This is a genomic window from Rhodococcus sp. IEGM 1307, assembly GCF_030056915.1.
GTDB classification, from domain to species: Bacteria; Actinomycetota; Actinomycetes; order Mycobacteriales; family Mycobacteriaceae; genus Rhodococcus_F; species Rhodococcus_F opacus_D.
Genome location: NZ_JASHKW010000012.1, coordinates 68,800 through 90,449, shown reverse-complemented (window position 1 = coordinate 90,449; position 21,650 = coordinate 68,800). Strand labels below are relative to the sequence as shown.

The window sequence follows — 21,650 nt, the reverse complement described above, 5'->3', positions numbered from 1 at the left end:
TCTAGTCCAGGCGGCCGGGAGTCGGGTAGCTGCGCAGGGAGAGCCCCACCCGCCCGTCCTCCACCGCGTCGTCGATCGATCCGCGCAGCGCGCCGCAGGTGGGGACGAACATCGAGTGCTCCCCCTCCTGCGCACGCCGGGCGAACTCCGGGCAGGTCTGCTCGGCGTCGCCCAGCCATTGCACGCTCGTGTGCGCCTCGCTGTATTTCTCCACGAGCACCGCGTTACCGCAGCGCCGGCATTCGACCGGAAGCACTCAGCTCACCGCCCCGGTGACACTGCGGGGCCCCGCCCCGGCTGCGTGCCGGGCGCCGACCCAGCCGAACACCATCGCGGGACCGATCGTCGCGCCCGCACCGGCGTAGTCGTTGCCCATCACGGACGCCGACGTGTTGCCGGTGGCGTAGAGCCCGGGGATCGGGTCGCCGCTGCTGCGGCACACCTGGCTGTGCTCGTTGCACACGAGCCCGCCCTTGGTGCCGAGGTCGCCTGCTTCCATCCGCACCGCGTAATACGGGGCCTTCTCCACCTCGTCCATGGTCGGGTTGGGCAGTCGCGGGTCGCCGTAGTACCGGTCGTAGGCGCTGTCGCCGCGACCGAAGTCGGCGTCGACCCCCGCACGCGCGAAACCGTTGAACCGGGCGATCTCCGCGGTCAGCGACTCCGCGGGAACGCCCATCTTCTGCGCGAGTTCGCCGAGGGTTGCGGCGCGTTGCATCAGCCCCGTCTCGAACCACTCGGCGGGGAACTTCTGCCCGGGCATCACACCACCGAACTGGTAGCGGCTCTTGGCCTTCGAATCGAAAACGAACCACACCGGGTCGTGACCACCGGCGATCTGGTCGTGGACGAACGACACGTACGGGGACGCCTCGTTGGTGAACCTCTTGCCGTTCTGGTCGACGATCAGCGACGGCGGAATCGACCGCTCCGACACCAGGACGTGCATGATGCCGTCCGGCCGCCGGAACGACGGCATCCACCACGCGTCGTCCATCAGATCGACGGCCGCGCCGACCTGCTCGCCGGCGACGATTCCGTCTCCGGTGTTGTCGGGTGAGCCGGCGCTGTAGTTGTCCTTGCCGCCTTCCCGGAGGAACCGCTTGCGCATCTCCTCGCTCTGCTCGAACCCGCCGGTGGCCATCATGACGCCGCGGCGGGCGCGCACGCGCAGTTCCCGTCCCCCGGACTCGACCACCGCGCCCGTGACGGCTCCGGATTCGTCGGTGACCAGACCCTTCAGCGGGGAATTCAGCCACAGCGGAACCTCGGCCTCCTGGAGCGTGAGCCGCAGACGCCCGACGAGGGCCTGCCCCAGAGTCTCCATCCGCCTGCGCCGCAGCATCGCCACGACCGAACGCCAGCCGACGCCCAGCGCGGTCCTGCGTCCGGCCCAGGTGCGGAAGACCATGTTGAGGTGACGGAACTCGGTGGACGTCATGTACAGCCCACCGGGCATCGCGAGGGAGTTCGGCCGCTGCAGGTCGCCGTCGGCGCCGAGCTGGTTCATGTCGAACGGCAGCGGTTCGACCGTCCGCCCTTTCGGCCGTCCGCCCACGTTCTCGGGGTGGTAGTCGGAATAGTCCTCGCACCAGGAGAACCGGAGATGCGGGCAGTTCTGTTCGAAGAACCGCATCATGGCCGGCCCCTGCTCGATGTACGCGTCGAGGCGCTCGGCCGGCACGCTGTTGCCGACGATCGACTCCAGGTACTTCCGGACGTCGTCGGGGTCGTCGGCGCGGCCTTCACGGACGAGGATCGGCGAGTTGGGAATCCACAGGGCGCCACCCGACAGTGCCGTCGAACCGCCGTACACCCCGGACTTTTCGACGACGAGGGTGTCGAGCCCTCGCTCGGCCCCGGCGAGGGCGGCGGTCATGCCACCGGCACCGCTGCCGATCACCAGGAGATCTACCTCCCGGTCCCAGTTCTGCTCGTCTACGCTCATCGTGCACACCTTCCGAAGTGGTCTCGATCACACTCTGCCGGTGTCAATTGCTGTTTCCCACAGCCTTTCCCGCGGAGCGGGAGACAGCGCGGCTAGGTGGCCGCGGTGAAGATGCCGAGCCCGCCGCGGTACACCAGGAGCGGCGGCGCATCCCTGAGCACGTCCAGACCGGTGACGCGCGCGACGACGATGGTGTGGTCGCCGGCGTCGTGCTCGAATTCGACGGTGGCCTGCACCTGGGCCAGCACACCGTCCAGCGCAGGGGCACCGTTGCGGGCGTGCGACCACCCGACGTCGGCGAACTTGTCGGCGCCGCTGGTCGCGAACGTCCCGCACACGTCGCGCTGGTCGTGGGCGAGGACGTTGACGCAGATGTGTTCGCTCGCCCGCAGCCGCGGCCAGCTGGTCGACGTCCGTGCGGGGCTGAAGGACACGTACGGCGGGTCCAGCGACAGCGACACGAAGGACTGACATGTGAAGCCGTGTGGGCTCTCGCCGTCGTGCGCGGTGATCACCGTGACTCCGGTGCAGAAGTGGCCGAGCACCGACTTGAGCTCGGCGGGGTCGATGCGTCGTGCCGTCGGCGGCACGGGTTCTTCGGTTCGGGTCATCGTGTCTCCTCGGATCGACGGGTTGCGTTCAGCCTGGCCGCGGCGCCTGCAGGCGGGGAATGCCCCGTCCCGCCCAGCGGCAGGGTTTCGCGTGTCCGGCAGTCGGCGCACGGTTGATAGGCTCGGGAAATGCCATCGTCCGACCCCACACAGAGCTCCGGGTTCGCCGGCCTCCGATCGACGAGCTGGCCGGTACTCGGCATCCTGTCGTTCGGCGAGGAACTGTCCGGCTACGACCTGAAGAAGTGGGCGTCGTACAGTGTGCGTTTCTTCTACTGGAGCCCGTCCTTCAGCCAGGTGTATTCGGAGCTGAAGAAGCTCGAGGACCTGGGATACGTGACGTCCCGGACCGTCGTGGACGACGAGGCACGGGTGAAACCCAAGCGCCTGTACAAGATCACGGACGCGGGCATGGCCGTCATGCGCAGCTGGGCGCGGGAGGCGCCGATCGATCCGCCCGTCCTCAAGCACGGCGTGATGCTGCGCATGTGGCTCGGTCACCTCACCGAGCCGGAGCAGCTCAAAGATGCCCTGAAGGAGCACATCTCGTACGTGGAGGGGATGAGCAGGCAGGCCGCGCTCGACGCCCGCGATTCCGACGTCGAACCGACGTGGGCGTTCGCGCACATGGTCAACAAGTGGTCCGAGCGGTACTACGCCGCCGAGAGCGAGCTCGCGAAGCAGATGCTCGCCGACATCGACGAGGCCGTCGAGCGGATGCACGGTGAAGGGACGCCGGAACATCCCGGTGTGCCGAAACCGACCGCATCGCATTCGATCCGGCGTTCCCGTGAGGCGCAGAAGGAGTACCAGGCCGCGATGAAGGCGGCACGGGACGCGGACGACGAGACGGAGCGCGAAGACTAGTCGGACGGAGTCCGCACCGGTTCGGCCACCAGATTCCGGAGCCGAGGCCACAGTTCCCGCCGCGCGGTCTGCGCCGCGGCCATCGCGTCGATCGTCAAGAATCCGTGGAACATTCCCTCGACCCGCCGGCACTGCACGGGAACACCGGCGTCGGCGAGCGCCCCGGCGTACTTCTCCCCCTCGTACCGGAGGGGATCACGTTCGGCGGTGATCACGATCGCGGGCGGAAGCCCGCCGAGGTCCTCGGCCCGGACCGGGGCGGCGTAGGCGGGTACGGTCTCGCGGTGGGTCGGCAGGTACTGATCCCAATACCATTGCATCGCAGAGCGGGTGAGGAAATGACCCTCCGCGAACAGCTCGTAGGACTCGGTGTCGAAGACCGGTTCGATGACGGGGTAGATCAGCAGCTGCCCGGTGACGGCGGGGGCCTCCCGGTCCCGGGCCATCAGCGCCGCGACCGCCGCGAGATTGCCCCCACTGCTGTCGCCGGCGACGAGAAGACGATCCGGATCGCCGCCGAACTCGCGGGCGTGCCGCGCGACCCAGCACGTCGCGGCGTAGGCGTCGTCCGCTGCGGCGGGCCACTGCGATTCCGGGGCGAGTCGATAGTCGACGGAGACGACGACGGCGCCGATCCCGTTGCACATCGCGCGACAGAAGCCGTCGTGGCTGTCGAGGTCGCAGATCACGAACCCGCCGCCGTGAAAGAAGACGACGACGGGCAGGGATTCCGCGGGATGCCCTGCCGGCGAATAGATCCGCACGGCAATCGGTCCGGCCCCGCCGGGGATCTCCCGGTCGCGCACACTACCGACCGGCTCGGGGTCGGCGACGGCCTTGCGTCCCGCCCTCGTCGCCGCCCGCGCCTGGGCGCCCGTCATGGTCTCCACCCGGGGGAAGTTCTCGTTCAGTCCCCGGAGGATGGTCTCGGCCTGTTCGTCGAGCGGCATTCGTGCTCCTTCGTCCCGCCTCAGGCGGAGTATCGGTCGGCGCGGCCGGCGGCCGGCGTCGCGGTCGCCATGTAGTTGCGCCAGGTGCCCTTGGCGGACATGCGGATCGGCGCGGTCAGGCGGTGATCGAGCTTGATCTGGCTGCTCGGACCGCACACGGAGATGGCCGCGACCACGTTGTCGTCGGTACCCACCGGCACGGCGACGCAGCTGACGCCGACGAGATCCTCTTCCCGGTCGTACGCCGCTCCGCGTTCGCGGGTCTTCTGCAACTCGGCACGGAACGCCGCGGGCGAGTCGATGCTGAATCGTGTGCTGCGGGGCAGACCCGCTTCGACGACGCGGTCGACCACGGACTCGGGCGAATGGGCCAGCAGCACCTTGCCGACACTCGTACAGTGCGCGGGCTGGCGGCCGCCGACGCGGGACGGCAACCCGACGCCGAACCGTCCGGCGATCTTCTCCAGGTAGACGACGTCGATCCCCTCGAGCACCGCGAGGTGCACGGCGTGCCCGGTGAGCCGGTGGAGTTCGTGCAGGAACGGCAGGGCGGCCCGGTGCAGACGGTCCTGGTGCACGGCCAGCGACCCGAGTTCGAACAGCCGCATGCCGAGTTCGTAGTCCCGGCCTTCCCGGCGGAGCCACCGCAGCTGGACGAGACGTTCGAGCATCCGGTGCGCGGAGGAGCGCGGAAGCCCCGTGCGGCGCACGATCTGCGCGAGCGTGAGCCTGCCCGGGCCGTCGAAGGCGTCGAGGAGAAGGGCGGCGCGATCGAGGCCGGCGGTGGGGGTGGGGCTGAGTGTCGTCGTCATGGGGACCTCCGTAGCGGCGCTGCTCGGTGCGGCGACGCGGTGTGTGACTGGCGACACTTACTATAAATAGGCATATACCTATTTGCAATAGCGCTGGACGAACGGCCCCGAACAGCCCACAGGCCCGGCGCATGCATCGAGTGGATGCGTGCACCGGGCCCGGATACCCGTCACATGGCCGCCAGCGGCTCGCTTCCGGACCAGTCGTGGCCCCAGTAGCTGTCGGCGGTGATCTCCTCCGCGGAGTAGTACTTCTCGTCCACCTTCATCCCCTCGGTACCGAACTCGATGTCCCAGCCGCCGGGGGCACGCACGTAGAACGACACCATCTTGTCGTTGGTGTGGCGGCCGAGGGTCGAGGAGACGGAGAACCCGTCCTTGACGACGCGGTCGAGCGCCTGGCCGACGGCGTCGAGCGTGTCGACCTCCACCATGATGTGCACCAGTCCTGGCGCCCCGCCGTGCGGTGCGGGGCACAGCGCCAGGCTGTGGTGCCGCTCGTTGACGCCCAGGAAGCGCACCCGCATCGGACCGAACTCCGGCGGTGCCGGGATGCGGAAGGCGCCGCGGGGCAGGAAGCCGAGCACCTCGGTGTAGAAGTCGAACGCCCCGCTGAAATCCATCACCGGCAGCACCACGTGGCCGAGACCCTGCGCCCCCGTCACGAACTTCGCGCCGAACGGGGTCACCACCGGGCTGTGGTCGAGGACGGCGCCGTGGAAGACCTCGATCGTCGCACCGGTCGGATCCTGGAACGTGACGACCTCTTCGACGCGGCGGGCGTCGGCCTCTTCCACCGACAGCGGTTTGACGGCGATTCCGGCGCCCTCGACCGCCTCCTGGACACGGACCAGGCCCGCATGATCGCGGACCTCCCACCCGATGGTGACGACTTCGTCCGTCTCGCCCGGCACGATCACGATGCGGGCCGCGCGCTCGTCCATGCGGAGGTACAGGGCGTCCTCGTCCGGGCCCGATCCCTCGGCGAATCCGAGCACGTCGAACGCGAACGTGCGCCACCGCTCCAGGTCGTTGGTCTGGATCTTGACGTAGCCAAGCCCCTTGATGTCTGTCATGTGTTGTCCTTCTGCTGTTTTCGAGGTCCGACGGCGGTCAGATCATCGACTTGAGGTTGTCGGCCGGGTCGAGGCCGAGCGAGCTGAGCGCGGAGGCGTGGTAGACGGTGCTCGGCACGTGGATGGCGTGCGCCAGCCCGGCGTGCGCGTCCCGCCAGTACCGCTGCAGCGGCTTGTCCATGCGCAGCGCGTTGCCGCCGGAGCGGGCGAAGATCTGGTCGACGGCGGTGACCGCACGCCACGCGGCACGCACCTGCGTCCGGCGCCCGGCCGCGCGGTCCTCGAACGTGACCTCTCTGCCCGACTCGACGAGGTCCCAGATCCTGTCGACGTTGGCGAGCAGTTCCTGGCGTGCGGCGTTGATGTCGGCGGCGGCCTCGCCCACGGCGAACAGCACGTAGGGGTCGTCCTTGATCGCGGTGCCCTGCGCTCCGACGCGGTCGCGCTGGTAGTCGAGGTGAGCGGCCAGAGCGCCCTCGGCGATTCCCACCACGGCGGAGGAGATCCCGAGCGGGAACATCGTCGACCACGGCATGTTGTACAGCGTCTCGGTGCGCCCGAACTTCTGCACCGCGGTGCCGTTCATGACCTCGTCGGCGTCCATCACCCGGTAGTCGGGGACGAACGCGTTCCGGACGATGATGTCCTTGGAACCGGTGCCCTTGAGGCCGACGACGTTCCATGAGTCCTCGACGATCTCGTAGTCGCTGCGCGGCAGGATCATGTGCAGCATCTTCGGCGGCAGGGCCATCGCGCCGTCCTTGTCGCCGAGCATCGCGCCGAGGAAGATCCAGTCGCAGTGATCGGTTCCCGACGAGAACTGCCAGCGTCCGCTGAAGAGGTAGCCGCCGTCGACCGGGGTCGCGATCCCGGTCGGCGCGTACGGCGAGGCCATCCACGTGTCGTTGTCGGCCGCCCACACCTCGTCCTGCACCTTCGGGTCGGCGAACGCCAGCTGCCAGGGGTGCACGCCGACGATGCCGCACACCCAGCCCGTGGCCGGGTCGAGGGACGCGGCGGCCATGACCGTCTCCGCGAACTCGCGCGGATGAGCCTCGTAGCCGCCGTACTTGCCGGGCTGGAGCAGCTTGATCGGCCCGGCCTCGCGGAGCTTCTTCGCCGTGTCGTCGGGCAGCCGGCCGATCCGCTCGGCCTCGGGCGCCTGATCGCGGAGCTGATCCGCGATCGCCATGATGTTGTCGAGAACCTCGTGGGTCATCTGTCGTGTCCTTCTTCTCGGAGCCGGCTCAGGCGTTGGTGTCGAGCGGCACGACGCCGTTGGCGAGGTTGTCGGCGACTTCCGCCTCCCAGCTCTGCACCGCCCTGGTGGTGTCGATCTCGAATTCGAAGCGCTTGGTCATGTCGTCGGTGATGTCCTCGACGTCCACGTAGAACTGCTGGTACCAGCGACGCAGCTGGTACACCGGCCCGTCCTCCTCCGACAGCAGCGGGTTGTCGATGCGCGACTTGTTGAGCCAGATGTCGACGTCCTGCTTGAACCCGAGTTCCACGCCCTCGGCGAACTGCGCCGCCATGCCGTTCGCCACCTCGTCGGACAGCCCCTCGGGCTTCTTCACCATGGCGCCCCACTGCAGGACGAACGAATTCGCGGTAACCGGGTAGTGGCAGTTGATCAGCACAGTCTCGATCATCATGCCGTTCGCTTCGCTCCACAGCTTGTCGATCATGTAGGACGGGCCGAAGTACGACGCGTCCGAACGCAGCGTCGAATTGGGGTCGTCGTAGTTGGTGCCCACCGAGATGTCGTGGCGGGGCGTCGACTGCATGTACTGGGTGGCCACGTGCCCTTCGAAGACGTTCTTGAAGTAACGCGGGAACGAGAAGTGGACGTAGTAGAAGTGCGCCATGTCGACCACGTTGTCGACGATCTCGCGGCAGTGCGATCCCTCGACGAGCAGCGAATTCCAGGTCCAGTCGGTCCATTCCGGGGAGCCGAATCCCTCGATCTCGGGAATCGTCACGTCGGCGGGCGGCGGGTTGCCCTGCGGGTCGTTCCAGACGTAGAGCTGCCCGTTGCGCTCGATGGTCGTCCAGGCCCGGGTCCGCGCCAGCGGCGGGACGCGTCGCGCATACGGGATTCCCGTGCACTTGCCGTTGCCGCCCCAGCGCCAGTCGTGGAAGGGGCACGCGATGGAATCGCCCTTCACGGTGCCGTGCGCCAGGTTGCCACCCATGTGACGGCAGTAGGCGTCGAGCACGCTGAGGGTCCCGTCCGAGGTTTCGAACACCACCAGCGACGTCCCGAACGCATCGACCTGATGCGGGGCGCCGTCCCTGAAGGTCTTCGCCAGACCCAGGCAATGCCACCCCCGCGCGAAACGCGTTGGTGCCGATCCCACTTCGATCATCCGGACTTCGTCGCCGTCAACGGCACTGTTGCGCGCCATGTCTACCTCCGCCTCGCTGTACGTCAAGAACACCCTCGGGGTGTGGTGTAGCTCATAGTCGACGCACGCGGTCGGCTGCGGTACCCGACTCTCCCACTCAGCGAGAGGCTTTCGCATCCACGCCTCAGAGCGGAAGTTCGGCGTCCCGATCACAGGGACCACACCCCCCGTTTACGGGCCGCGGCGACTACCGTGCGGATCACATACCCGGAAATTGGGAGGAACGATGGCCGCACTCATCTCTTCGCAGCGGTACACAGCGGAGGTTCGCCGGCTCTGCGCCGACGCCGTCCCGAGCGGGGTGGTCGTCGCACCCGAGCCGGGAGCGGCCGTCGAGCACGATTTCCTCCTGCTGCGACCGCACCGGACGTCGGACGACGCCCTGTCCCCGCAGGTCCGGAGGGTGGGCGACCACGACCTGCTCGTCCGCTTCCGCAACCGCGACGAGCAGCTGGTCTTCGAGTTCTGGACGAACAGCTTCACCGGAACTCCGACGTCCGACGACCGGTCGGTGGACCTGCTGGAGCGCTACTGCGCCGAGCAGTTCCCCGGGACTCTCCGCAGGTTCCGCACCCGCATCCGGCGGGCCGTGCCGTCCGCAGCGGACTTCTCCGCGTCGCTGCAGCAGACGTACGTCCAGGACGGCACACGCATGGCGGACGTCACCGTCACGTGCACGCAGGGTGGTGACGTGCTCGCGCAGGCGTGGGCCACGTACGCACTCCCCGACTGATCTCGACCTCGTTCTCCCACGAATTGGTCAGCCGCGCAGGCAATTGTCTGCGCGGCTGACCAATGTCTGGGAAACTATCCCACCGGGTCGGCCAGCCTCGTCCGGGAACGGCTGAACTCGAAACCGCGGAACCCCTCCTCCGCGACGTCCGCGCAGATCCGCCCGTACGCGCCGAAGCCCCCGAGGTACGGCATGAACACGCGGGGCTTGCCCGGAATGTTGGCACCCATGTACCAGGAGTTCGCCAACGGGAACAGGGTCTGCGCGGCGAGCTCACGGCAGTGCTCCACCCACTGCTCGGTGGCGGGGACGGACGCCTCGATCGCGTCGTGGTCCTTCTCCCACAGGTGCTCGATGCAGTCCGCGATCCAGTCGACGTGCTGTTCGGCGCCGAGCACCATGTTCGCCAGCACCGACGGACTTCCCGGCCCCGTCACGACGAACAGGTTCGGGAACCCCGGAACACCCAGACCGAGATAGGTTTTCGGCCCCTCACTCCAGTACTCGGAAAGCGACACACCGTCGCGCCCGACGATCCGCATGCGGTCGAGGGCGCCGGTCATGGCATCGAATCCGGTGGCGAACACCAGCGTGTCGAGGGCGTAGTCGGCGTCGGCGGTGGTGATCCCCGACGGGGTGATCGCTTCGATCGGCGCCGCCTTCAGATCCACCAGGGTGACGTTCGGCCGGTTGTACGTTTCGAAATAGTGGGTGTCGGTGACGATCCGCTTGGTCCCGATGGGGTGATCGTTCGGGATCAGCTTGTCCGCGACGGCGGGGTCGTCGACGAGCAGGCGGATCTTCTCCTCGGCGAACTGGCGTGCCGTCGCGTTCGCGGCCTCGGTCTTCGTCTGGTCCGGAAAGGTTTTCGCGAACAGCACCCCGCCGAGCTTCCATCGCGTCTCGTAGGCCTCGCGACGTGCCTCGTCGGAGACCTCCAGCGCCGACTTCGGATGTGCGTTGTACGGCGAGCCGCCACCGCTCTCCCGGGACAGCCGTCGGCGCTCGTCGTATCCCGCCTTGATCGCGCGCCGCATCTCGTCGTCCCACGTCTGGTTGCCCGCCGGGACGCTGTAGTTGGCGCTGCGCTGGAACACGTACAGGTGCTCGGCCTGCTCGGCGATGAGGGGAATCGACTGAATTCCCGAGGAACCGGTGCCGATGATCCCGACCCGTCTGCCGGTGAAGTCGACACCCTCGTGCGGCCACTGTCCGGTGTGATGTGTGTCCCCGGTGAACGATTCACGGCCGGCGATGTTCGGCATGTTCGCGGTGGACAGCGCGCCGGTCGCGAAGATGCAGTACCGGGCGGACAGCACGTCGCCGCGGTCGGTGCGCACCTCCCACCGGAGCGACTCCTCGTCCAGTTCCGCGGAGGTCACCCGGGTGCCGAACAGGAAACGGTCGCGCAGGTCGAACCGGTCCGCGACGTGATTGATGTACGCCAGGATCTCGGGCTGGGTGGCGTACTTCTCGCTCCAGTCCCACTCCTGCTCGAGTTCCCGCGAGAACGAGTACGAATAGTCGACGCTTTCCACGTCGCACCGGGCGCCGGGATAGCGGTTCCAGAACCACGTTCCGCCGACGCCTCCCGCCGCCTCCACGCCCTGGACGGTCAGCCCCAGGCTCCGCAACTTGTGGACGGCGTACAGTCCCGCGAATCCCGCGCCGACGACAACCGCGTCCACGTCGCCGATCCGATTCGCACGAGCATCAACTTCGGTGCGTGCACTCACGGGCGCGCTCCTCTCCCATTCGACAGACACATTCGGCAGCAAAGGCCTGTCTGGGACGGTAGGTCGCGGCACCGGGCAGCCACAGGTTCGTTCCCGGTGAGCGGTCGGGCAGCGCCTAACTGGACACGACGGGAGCGAGAGCGGGGTCGATCACGTCGGCCAGGGCGTCCCACGGCACGGTGACGGTGACGAGTCCGATGGCGTGCGGCCCCACCTGGTAGTCGTTGAAATGGATCTCCATGCCTGCCGGGGTGGCCAGCCAGTTCGCGAAGTTCGCCTCGGTCGGCTCGATGCCGCTGCGCTCGAAGTCCGCTCCCGCGACCGTCGCGGGGAGCAGGCGCGCGGATTCGTCCGACAGCGTCTGCAGTCCCGCCGGCAGGTCGGGGAAGAGATCACCGAGCGTGATCGGCGCGGCGGTGTCGGCATTCACCACCACCGTCGCGACGATCGGTGTCGGATGCGCACCGGGTGGGTCGGCGTTCCACGACGTCACCAGCAGCCCGCTGATCACGTGCTCGCCGATGTGCGCGACGCTGTGCTCCTGGCTGCTCAGCGTGAAGGCGTCGGTGCCCCAGCCGTCGATCTGGTCCTGGAGTGCGGCGCGCATCGATTCGTTGAACTCGGCGGTGACCGCCGGATTTCCACCCTCGATCTGCGGGATGAGGACGTCGTAGCCGACGCGGCCGGTGGAACCCGTGACCTGGAGCTCGGTCTCCGTGTAGGGCAGGCCCGCGGGCGTGGTCGCCTCGGTGCCGGGCGTGTCCGCGGCGGTGACGGTCGTCGTTGTCGGCGGCTCGCTCACTGCGGTGCCCGTCTGGTCGGAGCAGGCGGCCATGGCGAGGAAGACCGCAACGAGCGCCGCTGCCCGACCAGATCTCCGGATGCCGCTCATGAGCTATCTCTACCACGTCGATTCCGCGGGGTCACCTACCGATCGGGTCGACGATGGTGTGCAGCGTGTCGACGAAACCCTGTGCGGTGGACGCGTCGTAGAGGTCGGCGGAATACACCAGTTCGGCATCGATTCCGGCGGGCCTCCCGTCGACGTCGTGACGTTCGGTGAAGTGGAAGTGCAGATCGCACTTGGCGATGTCGAGTGGACGGGGTGTGACCTCGAAGTCGAGCCCGGACACGTTCAGGGCAGCGGGAGCGAAGTTGTTCAGCGACAGCGCAACCTGGAACAGCGGGTGCAGGGACGGCGACCTCGGCGGGTCGAGCACCTGGACGAGTCGCTCGAACTGCACGTCGGCATTTGCCAGAGCCCGAAGCTCCACGCCGCGTGACCGATCGACGATGTCGCACAGCGTCATTGTCGGGTCCACCCGGGTGCGCAGAACCAGCGTGTTGACGAACATCCCCACCACGTCGTCGAGCGCCGGGTCTCCCCGGCCCGCGATCGGAGTTCCGATCGCGATGTCGGGGTCGCCGCTGACGCGGGCGAGCATGACCGCCACCGCCGACCTGAGCGCCGTGAACAGGCTGGCGTGGTGCTCGTGCGCGGTGGCCAGCAGGCCGCGGTGCGCATGCTCGTCGAGGGAGAACGGAAGTCGCCCCGCTCGGTAGGTCCACCGGCGCGGCCTGGGGCGATCGGTGGGCAGCGCGAGCTCCCCCCGAAGTCCCGACAGCTCCTTCGTCCAGTGGGCGATCTGCCGGGACGCGACACTGTCCGGGTCGGCCTCGTCACCGAGCAGTGCCCGGCGCCACACCGTGTAGTCGGCGTAGTGCACGACCGGAGGCTCCCATGCGGGCTCACTGCCGTTCGCCCGGGCACGGTAGGAGTCGGCGAGATCTCGTGCCAACGGCGCGAGCGACCAGCCGTCGGCGGCGATGTGGTGGACGACGCAGGCCAGAAGGTGGTCGCCGTCGCCGAGCCGGAACAGCCGGGCGCGCAGAGGAGGCTCGCGCCGCACGTCGAATCCCGCGGACAGCAGCTCCGACGTCTGCGCTTTCACGTCCGCGGCGCCGGTCTCCACCGGAGTCAGGTCGGGCAACGCATCGGCCACGTCGAGCACACGCTGGTACGGCCCCGACGGCGAGTCGGGAAACACCGTCCGCAGCGAGCGGTGTCGGCCCAGCACATCCGCCATCGCCGAGCGCAGCACCTCGACGTCGAATCCGCCGCGCACTCGTACCGTGAACGGGATGCTGTGGAGAGCGCGTTCCCCTTTGGTGCGGTCGATGTAGTACTGCGACGGGGACAGCGGCACCCGGTCCGGCAGTGGTGCGACGCCCAATTTCGGTCCGCCGGACCGCCCCGCGTTCTGCGGATGTGCGCCGGCGTCCGCGATCGTCCGTGCGAGTGCCGCGACCGTCGGTGCATCGAAGAGTTCGCGCACGCCCAGCGTGGTGCCCAGCTCGGCGTTGATCGTCGCGACCACCCGGATGGCCGACAGCGAATCGCCGCTGAGATCGAAGAAGGAATCGTCGGCGCCGATCGTATCCACGCCGAGTACCTGGGCGAACACCCGTGCGACGCGGCGCTCGGCCGGGGTCTCCGGGTCACGATGAGGCACCGAATCCGAGCCGAACTCCGGCAGCGGGAGCGCCGCCCGGTCGAGCTTCCCCGTCGGCGTCAACGGGATCGAGTTCACGAGCATGATCGATTTCGGAACCATGTAGTCGGGCAGGAATCGTGCCAGGTGCGCCTTCAACGCCTCGCGATCGATGAACGCGTCCCCGTCGGCCATGATGTAGGACACCAGGGTCGGATCTCCGGCCGAATTCCGTTGCACCACCGTCGCGGCGAACGCGACGCCCGGATGCGTGTTCAGCGCGGCATTGATCTCGCCCAGCTCGACACGGAAACCTCGGATCTTGATCTGGTCGTCCGCCCTGTCCAGAAACTCGAGCGTTCCTGCCGCCGTCCAGCGCACCACGTCGCCGGTGCGGAACATCCGGGAGCCGCTGCGACCGAACGGGTCGGCGACGAACCGGGACGCGGTCAGCCCGGGGCGCCGATGGTAACCCCGGGCGAGTGCCGGGGTGGCGAGGTAGAGCTCTCCGACAGCGCCCGGCGGAAGCGGACGTAGACGGTGATCCAGAACCACCGCGTCCACGCCGCGCATGAGCGAGCCGATCGTCATCCGCTCGTCCGGTGACAGAGGATCCGTGAGAGTGACGCTGCACGTCGTCTCCGTCGGACCGTACGCGTTCCGCATGGTCCGGCCACCGGCCCACCGCCGCGCCAGCTCCTGCGGACACGCTTCCCCTCCGACCAGCACCAACTCCAGTTCGTCCATGACGCAGGAGTCGACGGCGGCCAGGGCGGACGGCGTCATCAGGAGGTGAGTGACGTGTTCGTCGCGCAACAGTCGTGACAGTTCCTCACCGCCGAACACCCCGGGCGGGGTCACGACGAGCGTCGCGCCGCCGACACAGGCCGCGAGCACTTCGACGAGCGCGGTGTCGAAGCTCGGTGAGGCGAAATGCAGGACACGAGAACGCGCGGACACCGCGTACTTGTCCCGAATCTCCTGCGCGAGGTTGGCGAGGCCGCGATGGGTGACGACGACGCCCTTCGGCGCTCCCGTCGACCCGGACGTATAGATCAGATACGCGGGATGGTCCACGAGCAGCGGACGGGTCCGTTCCGTATCGTGAAATGTCTCGGAATATGTTTCTCCGCAGAGGTTTTCGAGGTCGTCGATATCCGTGGTCAACCATGCGACGGTGCCGGGCAGTCGGGAACGCTCCGAGTGGACGGTCAGCCCGACCGTCGCGCCGCAATCGTCCAGGGTGTACGCGATGCGAGCGCGCGGGTGCGAGGGATCGATCGGAACGTAGGCCGCGCCGGCCTTCGCGACGGCCCACAACGCCAGCACCGACTCGAGCGACCGCGGGATGGAGACCGCGACGATGCTCTCGGGCCCGATGCCCCGACCGGTCAGGACGCGGGCGAGCCGGCCGGCGAGCCGGTCCAGGTCGCCGTAGGACAGTTCGCGTCCGCGATCGCGGATCGCGATCGCCTCCGGGTGGTCGGCGACGGTCCCCGCGAGGAGACGGTCGAGTGTGATCGGGTCGGCATCCGGAAGTCCCTGCGCGGGAGCGAATTCTCCGCGCTCGCCGGCGAGGAAGACGTCGAGGTCGGCGACCGGTCGTTCCGACTCGATCGATGCGGTGAACCTGTCGAGGTAGGCGAGGAACCGCGCATGATGTCCGGTCAGTTCGGCGTGGTCGTACAGTGCCGGATTTCCCTCGAAGTCGATGCGGGCGGCGCTGCCCTCTGCCCCCGGATAGATGTTGACGGCGAGGTCCGCGACGGGACCGGTGGTGAGTACCCGGACCGTCCCGTTCACGGCGCCGAGCGTGATCTCCTTCGTGAACATCATGACGTTGACCACCGGACCGAAATGCAGGAGTTCGACACCGCCCGTGGCGAGGTCCCGGCCGATGTCCTCGCGGCGGTAGCGTTGATGCCGCAGTGCCGCTGTCAACGCCGCCTCGGCGGTTCCGACCGCCTGACGGACGGTGACAGAGCCGATTCCCTTCAGCCGCAACGGAATCACATTGGAGACCGAACCGCCCGAATACCTGAGGCGGGCCGTCGTTCTCGCCGACACCGGAAGCGACAGGACCACGTCGTCGACGCCGGTCATCCTGGCGAGGTAGGAGGCGAAGGCGGCGACCGTCACCGCCGTCGAATTCCGTGAGCTCTTGCTCGGGCTCGGGTGCCCGGTCGCCGTCCCCGCGTCGATGTCCGGTCGCGCCGTGCGACCGCTGAGGCTGAGGACCGAAGTCAGGTCGCCGCCGGATTCGCGCCAGTAGTCGCGGTCCCGGGCGAACCGGGTCGAGGCACGGTAGGTCGCGTCCTCCCGCACGAGACGTTCGGGCCCCACGATCCGGCTGTCCGGCGGCTCCCTGCCCTCGATGGCGGCGACATACAGTTCGGCCGTGCGGCTCATCAGCATCATCGCGGCGTACCCGTCCGACACGATGTGGTGAGCGCGGGAGTACCAGTAGTAGTGATCGTCGCCCAGCTGCAGAATGTGCGAGACGAGGAGCGGTCCGTCGTACATGTCGGTGCGAGCGCTCCGGTCGTTCCGCATCCAGCGGTGGGCAGCGTCCACGGGATCGCCCTCGCCGCGAAGGTCGGTGGTGGGCACTCGGTCGTCGACGGTTGGGTCCACGACCTGATGCGGCTGCCCGTCGATGTCCACCAGGCGCACCGCTCCCCAGCCGAATTCGCGATTCGCGCGCCGGGTGGCTTCAGACAGAACGGCAAGGTCGGCCGGACCGCGCAGATCGACGTAGTGGGCGATGACGTACGGGATCTCCGGCGTGAGCTGTTGCGCGAACCAGATGGATCGCTGCGCCGCGGTCAGCGGGAAGGCTCCCACGGCCACTCGCGCCGGGCGCCCGAGCGGGCGTTCCACGATGGCGACGTCGGGCCGGACGGGCGCGGGCCTTTCCGGGCAAGCGCACGCCGTGCCGCCGGATTGCTGCTGCGAATCGAAATCGAAATTCATCTTTCCCCCTCAGGCTGCGCTCTGCACTCCACCACCCCACTGCGCAGAGTCGTCGCGGATGTCGGATCGGCGACTGCTATGGCACCAACCATCAGCCTCCTCGCCCCGCACCGCCTTCACCAGGCACCCCAGGGTGCGTACCCGCCTACCCTCCGAATTCGGGGAGGTGCCCGCGCCGCCACCCGAGTAGCGTCGAACGGGTGACTATTCGCCTTGGATACCAGATGCCGAATTTCAGTTACTCCACTCCCGTCGCGGACCTGTTCCCGACCGTCATCGCGCAGGCCCGCGAGGCCGAATCCGCGGGCTTCGACACCGCATTCGTGATGGACCACTTCTATCAACTGCCGGGCATCGGTGCGCCCGACGAACCGATGCTCGAGGCGTACACCGCCCTCGGCGCCCTCGCCACGGCCACCGACAACATCCAGCTGTCCGCGCTGGTCACCGGCAACACCTACCGCAACCCGCCCATGCTTGCCAAGGCGGTGACCACCCTGGACGTCGCCAGCGGCGGTCGGGCCGTCCTCGGAATCGGCGCCGGCTGGTTCGAACTCGAGCACACGCAGTACGGCTACGAGTTCGGCACGTTCACCGACCGATTCGAACGGCTCGACGAGGCACTGCAGATCATCGCGCCGATGCTGCACGGCGAACGTCCGACGTTCGACGGCAAGTGGTATCACGTCGAGAACGCGATCAACGAGCCGCGGATCCGCGACGACCTGCCGATCATGCTGGGAGGTGGCGGTGAGAAGAAGACGTTCGGTCTCGCCGCCCGGTTCGCGGACCACCTGAACATCATCTGCAACGCCCGCGAACTGCCGCGCAAGCTCGAGGCTCTCGATACCCGGTGCTCGGAGATCGGTCGCGACCGGTCCACGCTGGAGACCAGTTACCTGGCCTTCGTCATCATCGACGAGGACGGCGACCGCGCCCGGCAGCTTCAGCACGACTTCCTGCTCACGCAGGGCGTCGACCTGTCGACGGCGTCGGACGAGGAACGCGCCGCCGCCACCGACCGGCAGTTCTGCGGTGCCCCCGACGAGGTGGCCGAACAGCTGAAGACCCGTGTCCTCGACGCGGGAATCGACGGCATCGTCCTCAACCTCGTCGCCAACGGGCACGAACCCGGCATCGTCGAACTCACCGGGCGCACGTTGCGTCCCCTGGTCGACGCCTGACCGTTCCGGCAGCCAGGAATACGCGCACTACCTCTGCGGTTGGACCCAGAGGTAGTGCGCGAGGCTAGCCTCTCGCGCCTGTTCTTGGTGACGAAAGGTGACGAATCCCGTGAGCGCTGTTCTGTCGATTCTCGATCTGGCCTACATCCGCGAGGGCGACACGGCGCGGGACAGTTTCGATGCGAGCGTGAAGCTCGCACAACTCGCGGAGACCCGCGGGTACCGCCGCATCTGGTACGCGGAGCACCACAACATGCCGTCGATCGGCTCATCCGCGACGAGCGTCCTCATCGCGCACGTCGCCGCGCACACCGAGAGCATCCGGCTCGGCGCCGGCGGCATCATGCTGCCGAACCACGCGCCGCTGACGATCGCCGAGCAGTTCGGCACCCTCGAGACACTGCACCCCGGTCGCATCGACCTCGGACTCGGACGCGCCCCCGGCAGCGACCAGAAGACGATGTATGCGCTGCGCCGCGACCCGGCGTCCGCGGACCGCTTCCCGCAGGACGTGCTGGAACTCCAGGCATACCTCCGCGGTGTGTCACGGGTTCCCGGCGTCGACGCGATCCCCGGCAAGGGCACCAACGTTCCCCTCTACATTCTCGGGTCCTCGACGTTCGGCGCACAGCTCGCCGCGAAGCTCGGACTCCCCTACGCCAACGCGTCCCACTTCTCCCCCGACTCGCTCGTCGACGCCGTCACGCTGTACCGGGAGCGGTTCGAGCCGTCCGAGGATCTGTCCGAGCCGTACGTGATCGCCGGCGTCAACGCCATCGCCGCGGACACCACCGAGGACGCGCACCGGCAGTTCGAAGCGTCCCTGCGGCGGCGGGTGGTGCAGATGGTCGGTCGGGGGCAGAAATTCACCCCCGAGGAGGTCGACCTCATCATGACGTCCCCGGCGGGTCAGCAGGTCGCGCAGATGGTGCGCTACTCCGCCGTCGGAACGCCGACCGAGGTCAAGACGTACCTCGACGAGTTCGCCGAGCACGCGCAGGCCGACGAGCTGATCGTCGCCTCCCATGCCGAGAACACCGAGTCCTGGCTGAAGACGTACGACCTGCTCGCCGACGTGTGGCGCTCCGCGCCCGTGCGCCTTTCTGGTAGCTAGCACAACCAGAAAGGCGCACGGGCGGCGAAGCCGCCTACTGCTCGTGGACGATCACGCCACGCAGGTTCTTTCCGTCCCGCAGATCCTGGTAGCCCTCGTTCACCTGCTCGAGCGTGTACTTGGTGGTGATCAGCTCGTCGAGCTTGAGCTGACCCGCGTCGTACAGGCGCAGCAGGCGGACGATGTCGTACTGCGGGTTGGCCGAGCCGAACAGCGAACCCTTGATCGTCTTCTGGTTCAGGGTCAGGTCGGTTCCCGAGATGTGCACCGTGAGCTTCGCGGGGTCGGCGAGGCCGGTGATGACGACGGTGCCGCCCTTGCCGATGACGGCGGTCGCGTTCTGCACCACCTCTTCGTCGACGGTGCCCACCAGGATGAGGGCCTGATCGGCGCCCTGCCCCCAGGTCAGTTCGTTGACCTTCTCCGCCGCGGTCGCGGCGTCCGCGAACGCGTGGGTGGCGCCGAACTTCAGGGCGGCCTCCCGCTTCATCGCCACCGGATCCACCACCACGACGTACTTGGCGCCGGAGCTGACCGCGCCCTGCACGGCGTTGATGCCGAGTCCGCCGATGCCGTAGATGACGACGGTGTCACCGGCGCGCACTCCGCCGGCGTACACCGCGGTGCCCCAACCGGACGGCACACCGCAGCCGACGAGGACGGCGGTCTCCAGCGGAAGCCAGTCGTCCACCTTCACCACCGAGTGCTGCGAGATGGTGGCGCGCTCCGCGAACGTGCCGAGCATGCACATGGCACCGAAATCCTGCTTGCCCGAGTGGAACCGGAACGAGCCGTCGGGCATCGAACCCTCGAGGATGGTGGCGCCCATGTCACACAGGTTCTGGCGGCCGGTGGCACAGTACCGACACGTGCCGCAGTTCGGGATGAAGCTGCAGACCACGTGGTCGCCGGGCTTCACCTTGGTGACACCGGGGCCGACTTCCTCGATGATGCCGGAACCCTCGTGCCCGCCGACGATGGGGAAACGCGGTGGCAGATCGCCGTCGGTGAGGTGCAGGTCCGAGTGGCACAGACCTGCCGCCACATACTTGATGAGCACTTCGCCGGGGCCCGGACCGTCGAGCTCGAGTTCCACGATTTCGAACGGCTTGTGCGTTTCGAACAGAACCGCTGCTTTGGTCTTCATGTCTTCTCCTCGTTGAGTGACGGTCAGAGTGCGATATTGACGGCTTTGGTCTGGGTGTAGAGATCGATGGCGGTCGCCCCGAGCTCACGTCCCCAACCGGACTGCTTGTATCCGCCGAACGGCATGGCGGTGTCGAACCCGTTGTACTGGTTGATCCACACCGAACCGGCCTTGAGCTGACGGGCCGTGAGGTGCGCCTTGGACAGGTCCTTGGTCCAGATTCCGGCGGCGAGGCCGTAGATGCTGCTGTTCGCCGCCTTCGCGACTCCCTCCTCTGCGTTGAACGGGAGCGCTGCGACGACGGGGCCGAAGATCTCCTCCTCCACGATGCTGAACTCGGGTTTCACGTCCACGAACACCGTCGGCTCGACGTAGAAGCCGGTGTCGCCCCAGCGCTTTCCGCCGGTGAGGGCGCGGGCGCCGTCGGCGAGTCCGGCGGCCAGGTAGCCGGTGACCTTGTCGAACTGCTCCTGCGACACCAGCGGTCCGAGCTGGGTGGTGGGGTCGAGTCCGGGGCCGATCTTGACCTGGCTCGCGGCCTCGGCGACCGCTGCGGTGAAGTCGTCGAAGATGCTGTCCTCGACGAACATCCGGGTGCCTGCGACGCAGCACTGGCCGTGGTTGAACAGCCAGGCGTTGAGCGATCCGGTGACGGCGGCGTCGAAGTCGGCGTCCGCGAACACGACGTTGGCGCTCTTGCCGCCGAGTTCGAGCGACACCTTCTTGAGGTTGCCCCTTGCGGCGTCGACGATCTTCTTCCCGACCTCGGTGGAGCCGGTGAACGCGATCTTGTCGACGTCGTCGTGGGCCGACAGTGCCGCGCCGGCATCGCCGTAGCCGGTGACGATGTTGACGACGCCGGGCGGGAAGCCGGCCTCCTCGAACACCTCACCGAGCAGGATCGCGGTGAGCGGGGTCTGCTCCGCGGGCTTGAGGATCACCGTGTTGCCTGCGGCGAGCGCGGGGGCCAGCTTGAATGCGGCCATCAGCAACGGGAAGTTCCAGGGAACGATCAGACCGCAGACGCCGACGGGTTCACGCAGCGTGTACGCATGGAACTGGCCACCGGGGACGAACGGCATGCTCACGTTGACCGTGCTGCCCTCGATCTTGGTGGCCCAGCCCGCGAAGTAGCGGAAGATGTCGGCCGACCAGGCGACGTCGACTGCCGCGGCGATGCCGGCCGACTTGCCGTTGTCCAGCGCCTCCAGCTGGCCGAATTCCTCGGCGCGCTCGGAGAGGATGTCGCCGACCCGCCAGATCAGCCGTTCCCGCTCGTTGGGCTTCATGGTGGCCCACGGGCCCTCGTCGAATGCCGTACGAGCGGCCCGGACCGCGCGGTCGACGTCTTCGGCGCCGCCGCGCGCGACGGTGGTCAGCACGTGCCCGGTGGCCGGGTCGATCGTTTCGAACGTCTCACCGCTCGCCGATTCCACCCACTGCCCTCCGACGAGGAATCGCTTGGTGCCGGACAGAAAGTTCCGTACCGACGGCAAGAGTTCCGCTTGGCTGGGTTCGATCGTCGCTGTCATCAAAACCTCCGAAGTTGTGAATGTGACGTGGCTCATAGTGCACTGGTTGCCATATCACTAACTGTCC

At 67.9% G+C, this 21,650-nt stretch carries 17 protein-coding genes; 4 read left to right on the top strand and 13 right to left on the bottom strand.

The features are described 5' to 3' along the window. Position 1: 1 nt before the first annotated feature. From QM841_RS23390 to QM841_RS23380, 3 genes are all read right to left on the bottom strand, one after another. Positions 2 to 256: a hypothetical protein gene (locus QM841_RS23390; RefSeq protein WP_005258959.1), complete on the bottom strand. Its 255-nt coding sequence runs from the start codon at positions 254 to 256 to the stop codon at positions 2 to 4. Further along, positions 257 to 1,948 carry an FAD-binding protein gene (locus tag QM841_RS23385; RefSeq protein WP_283333744.1) on the bottom strand — a complete coding sequence of 564 codons (1,692 nt, stop codon included), beginning with the start codon at positions 1,946 to 1,948 and terminating at the stop codon, positions 257 to 259. A gap of 92 nt (positions 1,949 to 2,040) precedes the next feature. Beyond that, a complete protein-coding gene (locus QM841_RS23380) occupies positions 2,041 to 2,559 on the bottom strand; it encodes a flavin reductase family protein (protein ID WP_280780547.1) in 519 nt (172 codons plus the stop codon). Positions 2,560 to 2,688: 129 nt separating this feature from the next. Between QM841_RS23380 and QM841_RS23375 the strand changes: the two genes are divergently transcribed. Then, positions 2,689 to 3,426 (top strand): PadR family transcriptional regulator, encoded by a 738-nt coding sequence (locus QM841_RS23375; RefSeq protein ID WP_271209576.1) that lies wholly within the window; start codon positions 2,689 to 2,691, stop codon positions 3,424 to 3,426. On the opposite strand, the gene lipP1 is transcribed toward QM841_RS23375, so the two are convergent. The 5 genes from lipP1 to QM841_RS23350 all read right to left on the bottom strand — a co-directional run bounded on the left by lipP1 (position 3,423) and on the right by QM841_RS23350 (position 8,672). Beyond that, complete coding sequence (lipP1, locus tag QM841_RS23370) at positions 3,423 to 4,376, bottom strand: LipP1 family hormone-sensitive lipase (protein WP_283333742.1); 954 nt, start codon at positions 4,374 to 4,376, stop codon at positions 3,423 to 3,425. The two genes, QM841_RS23375 and lipP1, sit on opposite strands and share 4 nt — an antisense overlap. 20 nt (positions 4,377 to 4,396) lie before the next feature. Beyond that, positions 4,397 to 5,188 carry an IclR family transcriptional regulator gene (locus QM841_RS23365; RefSeq protein WP_164059771.1) on the bottom strand — a complete coding sequence of 264 codons (792 nt, stop codon included), beginning with the start codon at positions 5,186 to 5,188 and terminating at the stop codon, positions 4,397 to 4,399. 170 nt (positions 5,189 to 5,358) lie between these two features. Further along, the gene (bphC, locus tag QM841_RS23360) at positions 5,359 to 6,264 is read right to left on the bottom strand and encodes a biphenyl-2,3-diol 1,2-dioxygenase (RefSeq protein WP_164059770.1); all 906 of its coding nucleotides are present in this window, start codon (positions 6,262 to 6,264) and stop codon (positions 5,359 to 5,361) included. Positions 6,265 to 6,301: 37 nt separating this feature from the next. Next, a complete protein-coding gene (locus QM841_RS23355) occupies positions 6,302 to 7,483 on the bottom strand; it encodes an acyl-CoA dehydrogenase family protein (RefSeq protein WP_283333741.1) in 1,182 nt (393 codons plus the stop codon). A gap of 28 nt (positions 7,484 to 7,511) precedes the next feature. Continuing rightward, positions 7,512 to 8,672, bottom strand: coding sequence for a 3-ketosteroid-9-alpha-monooxygenase, oxygenase component (locus tag QM841_RS23350; protein WP_283333740.1), 1,161 nt, complete (start codon positions 8,670 to 8,672; stop codon positions 7,512 to 7,514). A 226-nt stretch (positions 8,673 to 8,898) separates the two neighbouring features. Here QM841_RS23350 and QM841_RS23345 point away from each other — a divergent pair, with 226 nt between their 5' ends. Continuing rightward, positions 8,899 to 9,405 carry a hypothetical protein gene (locus QM841_RS23345; RefSeq protein ID WP_283333739.1) on the top strand — a complete coding sequence of 169 codons (507 nt, stop codon included), beginning with the start codon at positions 8,899 to 8,901 and terminating at the stop codon, positions 9,403 to 9,405. A gap of 74 nt (positions 9,406 to 9,479) precedes the next feature. Here QM841_RS23345 and QM841_RS23340 read toward each other — a convergent pair whose 3' ends face one another. The 3 genes from QM841_RS23340 to QM841_RS23330 form a co-directional block, all read right to left on the bottom strand. After that, positions 9,480 to 11,102, bottom strand: a complete 1,623-nt coding sequence (locus tag QM841_RS23340; RefSeq protein ID WP_283333937.1) for a flavin-containing monooxygenase — start codon at positions 11,100 to 11,102, stop codon at positions 9,480 to 9,482. Positions 11,103 to 11,256: 154 nt separating this feature from the next. After that, the gene (locus tag QM841_RS23335; protein ID WP_283333738.1) at positions 11,257 to 12,033 is read right to left on the bottom strand and encodes an RsiV family protein; all 777 of its coding nucleotides are present in this window, start codon (positions 12,031 to 12,033) and stop codon (positions 11,257 to 11,259) included. 31 nt (positions 12,034 to 12,064) lie between these two features. Further along, positions 12,065 to 16,606: a non-ribosomal peptide synthetase gene (locus QM841_RS23330; protein WP_283333737.1), complete on the bottom strand. Its 4,542-nt coding sequence runs from the start codon at positions 16,604 to 16,606 to the stop codon at positions 12,065 to 12,067. A 200-nt stretch (positions 16,607 to 16,806) separates the two neighbouring features. Between QM841_RS23330 and QM841_RS23325 the strand changes: the two genes are divergently transcribed. After that, on the top strand, positions 16,807 to 17,790 hold the full coding sequence (locus QM841_RS23325) for an LLM class F420-dependent oxidoreductase (protein ID WP_280780554.1): 984 nt from the start codon (positions 16,807 to 16,809) through the stop codon (positions 17,788 to 17,790). Positions 17,791 to 17,899: 109 nt separating this feature from the next. Next, on the top strand, positions 17,900 to 18,904 hold the full coding sequence (locus QM841_RS23320; protein ID WP_283333736.1) for an LLM class flavin-dependent oxidoreductase: 1,005 nt from the start codon (positions 17,900 to 17,902) through the stop codon (positions 18,902 to 18,904). Positions 18,905 to 18,938: 34 nt separating this feature from the next. Here QM841_RS23320 and QM841_RS23315 read toward each other — a convergent pair whose 3' ends face one another. Next, on the bottom strand, positions 18,939 to 20,051 hold the full coding sequence (locus QM841_RS23315; RefSeq protein WP_283333735.1) for an NDMA-dependent alcohol dehydrogenase: 1,113 nt from the start codon (positions 20,049 to 20,051) through the stop codon (positions 18,939 to 18,941). 23 nt (positions 20,052 to 20,074) lie between these two features. Then, a complete protein-coding gene (locus QM841_RS23310; protein WP_283333734.1) occupies positions 20,075 to 21,583 on the bottom strand; it encodes an aldehyde dehydrogenase family protein in 1,509 nt (502 codons plus the stop codon). Positions 21,584 to 21,650: the final 67 nt, after the last annotated feature.

What these genes read in the sequence shown, in the direction of transcription:
- QM841_RS23330 (WP_283333737.1), bottom strand. Translation starts at nt 16,606, where the DNA reads ATGAATTTCGATTTCGATTCGCAGCAGCAATCCGGCGGCACGGCGTGC.
- QM841_RS23380 (WP_280780547.1), bottom strand. Translation starts at nt 2,559, where the DNA reads ATGACCCGAACCGAAGAACCCGTGCCGCCGACGGCACGACGCATCGAC.
- QM841_RS23335 (WP_283333738.1), bottom strand. Translation starts at nt 12,033, where the DNA reads ATGAGCGGCATCCGGAGATCTGGTCGGGCAGCGGCGCTCGTTGCGGTC.
- QM841_RS23310 (WP_283333734.1), bottom strand. Translation starts at nt 21,583, where the DNA reads ATGACAGCGACGATCGAACCCAGCCAAGCGGAACTCTTGCCGTCGGTA.
- QM841_RS23355 (WP_283333741.1), bottom strand. Translation starts at nt 7,483, where the DNA reads ATGACCCACGAGGTTCTCGACAACATCATGGCGATCGCGGATCAGCTC.
- QM841_RS23385 (WP_283333744.1), bottom strand. Translation starts at nt 1,948, where the DNA reads ATGAGCGTAGACGAGCAGAACTGGGACCGGGAGGTAGATCTCCTGGTG.
- bphC (WP_164059770.1), bottom strand. Translation starts at nt 6,264, where the DNA reads ATGACAGACATCAAGGGGCTTGGCTACGTCAAGATCCAGACCAACGAC.
- QM841_RS23350 (WP_283333740.1), bottom strand. Translation starts at nt 8,672, where the DNA reads ATGGCGCGCAACAGTGCCGTTGACGGCGACGAAGTCCGGATGATCGAA.
- QM841_RS23345 (WP_283333739.1), top strand. Translation starts at nt 8,899, where the DNA reads ATGGCCGCACTCATCTCTTCGCAGCGGTACACAGCGGAGGTTCGCCGG.
- QM841_RS23365 (WP_164059771.1), bottom strand. Translation starts at nt 5,188, where the DNA reads ATGACGACGACACTCAGCCCCACCCCCACCGCCGGCCTCGATCGCGCC.
- lipP1 (WP_283333742.1), bottom strand. Translation starts at nt 4,376, where the DNA reads ATGCCGCTCGACGAACAGGCCGAGACCATCCTCCGGGGACTGAACGAG.
- QM841_RS23315 (WP_283333735.1), bottom strand. Translation starts at nt 20,051, where the DNA reads ATGAAGACCAAAGCAGCGGTTCTGTTCGAAACGCACAAGCCGTTCGAA.
- QM841_RS23375 (WP_271209576.1), top strand. Translation starts at nt 2,689, where the DNA reads ATGCCATCGTCCGACCCCACACAGAGCTCCGGGTTCGCCGGCCTCCGA.